Genomic DNA, 6,274 nt, shown 5'->3' on the forward strand with positions numbered 1-6,274 from the left:
AATCTTAAAAATGAATGGGGTATAGAAATTGATAAAGATGAATGCGACATCAAGGATGATAATCTTGTATTTAATATAGGAGAAAACCTGGTAGCAGTATCATTGATGGATGTACCGATACCAGATGGTGAAGCTGAATATTTTGCAGAATGCAATTATATGTGGAAAGACGCAGTTGAAGAAACTAAAAAACATCAGGCACATGTCATGGTTATCGTCATAAACCATAATAATGACTCAATAGAATGTGCATCACTTTTTTCAAAAGTAGCATCATCATGCCTTAAAGCAGAAAACGCACTTGGAATATACACATCAGGAACTGTATTTCAGCCTCAATTCTACAATGCAGTAGCTGACATTCTTAAAAAAGGAGCTCTACCAATACCAGACTGGACTTATATTGGTCTTGGACAGGATGAAAAAGGTAATTCAGCTTATACATACGGACTTGATGCCTTTGGCAAGATGGAAATTGAAATACTAAACAGCAAGCACAGCCTTGAAGAACTTAGAGATTTCCTATTCTATGTATGTGAATATGTAATTAAAAATGACATGTACTTTAGAGATGGTGAAACAATAAGCTTTGCATCAGATCAACAGCTTAAAATAACAAAATCTAAAGCAGTAAGAGTTGAAGGCGAAAGTATCAAAATCAACTACTAATGCTTACTTCATAATCATCACAATAAATATGTATATCATTAAAGAAGATATGGATTATACAATGAAAAATAATTTTTACTCTATATCTTTTTCATGTAAATATGAACTAAATCAGTTCATTAAACAGAATAACGGAGGCGTTATAGTTAATGTTGGTTCTGTTGCAGGCCTTGTAGGTGTTCCTGGAAATCCTGCTTACTGTGCTTCAAAACATGCAGTTAAAGGATATTCATCATCAGTCTTGTTGTAATTACGCTTATTATAAGGTTTTTACCCTTTAGAGGATTTAATATAATTTGCATCCAGCACTATGAATTTTATATTACCTTTAATAAATGAATACCAGCTTTGCTTAAGATTAAAGAACTTAAGAACAGTGTCAATAGAGAATTCATCTGAATTATGATTGCCAACTACAAAATGACAGGGTACTCCCGTTTTCTGCAGTTCATCAATATAATTAGCTTCAATAACCAAGTATATTGCACCCTATAATAGTCATATCTTCCAATTACCCTTAAAAATCTATATGTATACTCAAGTTATTTTTTTCTTTATATTTCAAATTTACATTCAACACTATTTTACATTCAATTCTGCTGATATATTTACAAGCACTCTGCTAGGTACCTGTGCAATTACGTTATGCTTAACTCTTGCATCAAAGGCAAGATAGCCTCCTTTATCTAGCATAAACTTTTCACCTGTAGTAAATGTAATTTCAACTTTACCATCATAAACAAAAATTGAAGCATAACTATTATGTACATGATCAGGTAGTCCTTTTCCCTCTTCAAAGTTAAAATACATTGTTTTGAATTTTGAATTTATCCCTAAAAGTTTCTTTGAATCACCTAAACTTTCAATATTTATTGGATTTAATTCTACCTTATCAACAACCTTCATATTTGTCTTTTGTATATCCATAACTATTCCTCCTGATTTGTTTACATCATTCTTATATATTTTACATACTCTTCTGCATGATTTATGCTTAAATCCCCATGTGTATACCCTTTAAGTATCTTAAGTCTAGTGCCTTTAATCTTTTTATTAAGAAGTTCAGCTGATTTTATCATCTTTCTGCCTTCTTTCTGGCCTACAAGTATCAGTACATCTGCTTTGCTATTTTCAATACTATCCTTTAAATTATAACTGCTGTTACTCTTTAATATATTTATATAGTTATCTTTTTTTATAAGGCATGTATCATGATAATAATCTTCAAATAGCTCTTCATGAATATTAAGGCTCTTAAACTGCATTCTTGCAAACCATCTTTTCTTGATAAGTCCATATGAAACTTTTATTGACGGCCCTATAATAGCATTAATTAGCTTGTCTTTAACAACAAGAGCACTTTCAATTACTGCTTTTTCACATATGTCAGTTTTTCTTGAAAGTATCTCTGTTAAAATTTGTGCTCCTAATGACAGTCCTCCTATAAGGAATACCCTGCCATCATAATTTTTATGAATATATTCTATAATCTCTTCTGCACAATGCTCAATACTTTTAAATTCAGTTCCATAATCCTCACCATGACCATCAATTATAGGCAGAACCACTTCAAAGTCATCCTTTAAAAGCATAATCTCATCTTTATAATTCCACCATGATAATCCACCACCATGAATAAGTATAATAACAGGCTTACCTTTATTTGTGAACTTCTTAAATATCATTTTCCATCTCCAATAAAATTAAAATAATTATTCTTATGACTATAATAACTTACAAAGCAATTATTTGTAAATAAAAAAGGATTACTAAAAGATAAAATCACAAATCTGCAAATCTTTTATTTTCAGCACTTTACAGCATTAAAACTTCACCTTTTTGAATGCAATTTCCTACACTATAAAAAAATTCCCCAGCTGTAGTTCTGGAGAATTTAAAAACTGAAAGTACAGTTTCGGTTGTACTTTCTTTATATAAAATAATTTAGCATTGAGATATTATTATATCATGCTTTTGTATATTATGACAGCATGATATTAATCATATAAGTTTTATCTTCCAAAAAACTTCATTAGTATATCTAAAGCTCTGCCGGTATTTCTGATATTCTGTTTCTGAGCACCAGACTTGCCTTCATACCAATCATATATAATCCAGATAACGCTTCCTAAAAACATAAGAATAGAAACTATCATAACAAAATCACTAGGAAGTTCTCCCTTTCCAAATAATACAGAACATGATATTAAAAGCATTACCCACTTAATCAATTTGCCCATTGTTATTCTCCTCTTTAGTAAAAATATTATTTATTTATTCGTGTTTTCTATAAAGTTCTTTATATCTTAAATAATATCCACTTCATCTTTGCAAGATCATATTTTATTTCAAATATTTTCTCAATTCCATCTATTAATGCACAGCACGTATAAACCATCATTTTATTTCCGCATAGTTTCTCCATTTCTACCCTCAGAATCTTAGTTATTTTTATTACTTCACACTGTTCTTCCTCAATTCTAAACCTTATAGGCCTTATACTACCATCAGTTTTAAAGTAAGCTATCATCTCTATATTCTTAGAAACAACCTTCATATCGTATATATGCCTCCAAATAATTACTCTATCCTTATAATATAAACAACTCGATAAATACAAATTTGAAGCTATAATGTAAAGTGAATATTGTATAATGTATAATTCAGGATAAAATCCGTAAACGGATTTCTAAATTTCAATGGAGGATACCTCCAAACCTCTGAGTTAGTACTGTAAAGTGTTTTAAAGAGAAATGTGTTCTCTTTTTAAGCAGGTATTCCAAATCTTCGATTTGGTATATTCGCTTATGCCTTGGCTGGAACTTACTCAGGGGAGTTCAATCCGAAATTATACATTCTACATTATAAATTATACATTAATGATAAACTTCAGTTTATCGAGTAAATTATATATTTATTTAAGTTTAAATAGCGTACTAGCATTTACGCTATAGTATGCTTCCCATCATTGGGTAATCGCTATGAGATCCTGTTCCTCCCTCTATTGCTTTTACACCTGAATTTATAAATATGGAACGCACTATGCTGTCCTTGCCATATCGTTTTCTTAAAGCATCTATCGTTGTATCAAGTTTTACCTGTTTCTCAGACGCAACATAATCAAAAAGATTCTCCTGCCTATACTCATTGCTGCTTAATTTTGTCAGTCTCACACCAAGCTGTCTTATATTTTCACCCTTCCAGCACTCTATAAATGCCTGCTTTATACCTTCAAATATTTCACTTGTGCAGTCAGTACTTCTTGTCAGTTTTTTCTGATGCGAATATGAAATAAAGGTATCTGTTTTTATGCTGACCGCTACAAGAGAGCATAGACTGCCATTTTCCCTTAGTCTCATTGCTGTACTTTCTGTAAGCGAAAGCAGTATTCTTGATGCTTCTTCAAAATTATCAACATCATAAGCTATAGTTATTGAATTTCCAAGTCCTTTTATATCAAGATAATTTGAAGATCTTACTTCTGAATTTTCTATACCGTTTGCATAATCATGTACAAGCTGTCCCTGTGAATGCAAGAATCCTTTAAGTATATTGACATCAAATGACGCCAGCTCTCCTATGGTGTTAATGTTAAGCCTTGTAAGCTTTGTCCTCGTAGCCCTGCCCACCATAAAAAGTTCTCCTACAGGCAATGGCCACATCTTTTTCTCAATCTCATCTTTAAAAAGTGTATGAACAGAATTTTTCGGTTTAAAATCGCTTGCCATTTTTGCAAGCAGTTTATTCTGCGAAATTCCAATATTGCAGTTAAAACCAAGCTCTTCTGAAATCCTTGCCTTAAGTGACTTTGCAATACCCACATAATTTTCTCTATAATTTGAACAGTCCATAAAACATTCGTCTATGCTGTATCTCTGAATTTTAGGTGAATATTCATAAAGCATATCTACAAGCGCCCTGCTGCTTTTCATATACCAGTCATAATCCGGCGGATATACTTCTAGATCTCTGCATTTCATTTTTGCCTGCCACAAAACATCACCAGTCTTGATGCCCAGTTTCTTTGCTGGAATAGATGCAGCTAAAATAATTCCATGCCTGTTCTCACTATCTCCTGCAATAACAGATGGCACCTTTCTTATATCATGAGTGCTTCCATACTGAAGAAGCTTCACTGCTGTCCATGAAAGGTATGCTGAATTTACATCAATATGAAAAATTATTCTATCATTTTTGCTTATCATACTTCATGCTCCTAATCATACAATCTTGTTTTGATTACATTATATAGAACGCACGTTTGTTTGTAAAGTATTTTTAGGGAATATATGTGCGTATATTTTGCGAACATTTAGATAAAATATAATTAGAGCTTAATATTCTTTTAATGGATATTAAAATCTGTTATAATTAAGCTACTTATTCTACGTGAGGTGTCATTATGGAAAAAAACACTAATGATTTATTCGAATTAATGAGTAAAATGTACTCTGAAATGCAGTCAATGAAATCTGAAATGACAGATATGAGATCTGAAATGACAGACATGAAATCTGATATTTCCAATATGAGATCTGAAATGACAGACATGAAATCTGATATTTCCAATATGAGATCTGAAATGACAGATATGAAGTCTGATATTTCCAATATGAGATCTGAAATGACAGATATGAAGTCTGATATTTCCAATATGAAAAAGGATATATCTAAGAATTCTATACTACTCGAAAAGCTTGATAGTAATGTGAAACTTCTTGCAGAAGGGCAGCACGCTTTTAAAGAAGAACTTGGACGTAATACTTCAGATGATAAAAAATCCATCAATGATCGTATTGAAATTATTGAACAGGCCGTAACATACACTGCAAAAGAAGTTACAAATCTTGCTGATACAATTGAAGTCGTTAAAGATACTGCTGCTTCTAATAATATGGATATTAAAATACTAAGAAAAATCCAAAGTCATAGTGGACTATAATTAAAAAAGGGTGAAAAACATATTCCGAAGCCTCCGTCCACACGCTCCAAGTCGTTTCTTCATATGTCTTTCACCCCTTGATGACTAAAGGACGGAATTGCATTCTACTATTTTTTGTATTAACGTGTAAATCTTTATTTTCAACGCTTTACAGCATTAAGATTCCACCCTTTTCAATGCAATTTCTATACATTAAAAAAGCAACCTATTATATATTCTTTTTATATTTCTATTAATGAGCATCAACTATGACATTTCCATTTGAATCAAGTAATGGAGTAATTCCACTTGGACCATTTCCGCCAACTGGCATAATATAATTAACACCAGTAGCAGTATCTACTACAACATACACTCCTGCCAATCCTAAATTCTGCTCTTCCTTAATAACAAATCTTTTTGGTTTTTTCTCTTTTTCAAACATAAAAATATCTCCTGTTTTATTTATTATATTAATGATAAATTGCAATAACAAATTGAACTAATTTTATTTTTCCATTTGAACCCTTGAATTTTTAAGCTGCATAGATCTCATCGAGGTACTTTTCAAAAAGCTCCTCTGGAGTTCGGTAGTCTAAGATTTTACGTGGAAGAGTGTTCATACATTCTTCAATAAACCCTATGTTATCAACACTATAATCAGATATACGCTTTCCCTTGGGG

Annotated in this window: 9 protein-coding genes and 1 pseudogene; 3 read left to right on the forward strand and 7 right to left on the reverse strand. The window is 31.6% G+C overall.

Going from position 1 to position 6,274, the window contains the following annotated elements:
• Positions 1-105: 105 nt before the first annotated feature.
• Both FYJ33_RS14230 and FYJ33_RS14235 read left to right on the forward strand, forming a co-directional pair.
• Positions 106-669, forward strand: coding sequence for a DUF4261 domain-containing protein (locus FYJ33_RS14230; protein WP_154532416.1), 564 nt, complete (start codon positions 106-108; stop codon positions 667-669).
• A complete protein-coding gene (locus FYJ33_RS14235; protein ID WP_321106783.1) occupies positions 638-919 on the forward strand; it encodes an SDR family NAD(P)-dependent oxidoreductase in 282 nt (93 codons plus the stop codon). The genes FYJ33_RS14230 and FYJ33_RS14235 overlap by 32 nt, the downstream gene beginning before the upstream one ends.
• A gap of 329 nt (positions 920-1,248) precedes the next feature.
• Here FYJ33_RS14235 and FYJ33_RS14240 read toward each other — a convergent pair whose 3' ends face one another.
• The 5 genes from FYJ33_RS14240 to FYJ33_RS14260 all read right to left on the reverse strand — a co-directional run bounded on the left by FYJ33_RS14240 (position 1,249) and on the right by FYJ33_RS14260 (position 4,874).
• A complete protein-coding gene (locus tag FYJ33_RS14240) occupies positions 1,249-1,596 on the reverse strand; it encodes a cupin domain-containing protein (protein ID WP_235900868.1) in 348 nt (115 codons plus the stop codon).
• 20 nt (positions 1,597-1,616) lie between these two features.
• Positions 1,617-2,354, reverse strand: a complete 738-nt coding sequence (locus FYJ33_RS14245) for an alpha/beta fold hydrolase (protein WP_154532418.1) — start codon at positions 2,352-2,354, stop codon at positions 1,617-1,619.
• A 327-nt stretch (positions 2,355-2,681) separates the two neighbouring features.
• Positions 2,682-2,909, reverse strand: coding sequence for a hypothetical protein (locus tag FYJ33_RS14250; RefSeq protein ID WP_154532420.1), 228 nt, complete (start codon positions 2,907-2,909; stop codon positions 2,682-2,684).
• Between the two features lie 59 nt (positions 2,910-2,968).
• A complete protein-coding gene (locus FYJ33_RS14255) occupies positions 2,969-3,226 on the reverse strand; it encodes a hypothetical protein (RefSeq protein ID WP_154532422.1) in 258 nt (85 codons plus the stop codon).
• Positions 3,227-3,617: 391 nt separating this feature from the next.
• Positions 3,618-4,874, reverse strand: a complete 1,257-nt coding sequence (locus tag FYJ33_RS14260) for a Y-family DNA polymerase (RefSeq protein ID WP_154532424.1) — start codon at positions 4,872-4,874, stop codon at positions 3,618-3,620.
• A 197-nt stretch (positions 4,875-5,071) separates the two neighbouring features.
• On the opposite strand from FYJ33_RS14260, the gene FYJ33_RS14265 reads away from it, so the two are divergent.
• Complete coding sequence (locus FYJ33_RS14265; RefSeq protein ID WP_154532426.1) at positions 5,072-5,611, forward strand: hypothetical protein; 540 nt, start codon at positions 5,072-5,074, stop codon at positions 5,609-5,611.
• A 232-nt stretch (positions 5,612-5,843) separates the two neighbouring features.
• Here FYJ33_RS14265 and FYJ33_RS14270 read toward each other — a convergent pair whose 3' ends face one another.
• Together FYJ33_RS14270 and FYJ33_RS14275 are read right to left on the reverse strand one after the other, a co-directional pair.
• Positions 5,844-6,035 carry a DUF6440 family protein gene (locus FYJ33_RS14270; RefSeq protein WP_154532428.1) on the reverse strand — a complete coding sequence of 64 codons (192 nt, stop codon included), beginning with the start codon at positions 6,033-6,035 and terminating at the stop codon, positions 5,844-5,846.
• 91 nt (positions 6,036-6,126) lie between these two features.
• Positions 6,127-6,274: pseudogene (locus tag FYJ33_RS14275) on the reverse strand (IS30 family transposase); the annotation flags it as partial.

Origin of the sequence: Inconstantimicrobium porci (assembly GCF_009696465.1) — a bacterium.
Taxonomy (GTDB): domain Bacteria; phylum Bacillota; class Clostridia; order Clostridiales; family Clostridiaceae; genus Inconstantimicrobium; species Inconstantimicrobium porci.